Here is a 376-nt window from a genome sequence, read left to right on the forward strand (position 1 = left end):
GCTTCAGCACCGGCGTCAGGTTAACGACCTTGCGCTGGAAGTCGTGATAGCCGGAGATCTTGTTCGGATCGATGCGGCCGCGCTCCGTGTCCTGCACGAAGGCAAGGACCTTGGCGGAGAGTTCTAGCTCGAACTGCGTCAGCGCCCGGTCGCGGAAGGCGGGATCGGGATTGGCCGGGTCGATCGCCGGCGTCTGGACGGCGTAGTCGGCAGGGTCGAGACCGACGGAGGCCGCATCGGCAAGTGCCGTCATCGCCGCCTTCGCGCGGTCGTTGATCTGGTTGCCTTCGACCCAGACGAGCGGATTGCGGCTGTCGCCATAATAGGCTTCGAGCGCTTTTGCGACGTCGGCATTGGCGCGCACCTTGGCCTGCGC

At 65.4% G+C, this 376-nt stretch carries 1 pseudogene; it reads right to left on the reverse strand.

What is annotated here, in order from left to right:
* Positions 1-376: pseudogene (locus tag EOD29_RS30745) on the reverse strand (peptidoglycan-binding protein); the annotation flags it as partial.

It is taken from the genome of Mesorhizobium sp. M1A.T.Ca.IN.004.03.1.1, assembly GCF_003997555.1.
Lineage (GTDB): Bacteria > Pseudomonadota > Alphaproteobacteria > Rhizobiales > Rhizobiaceae > Mesorhizobium.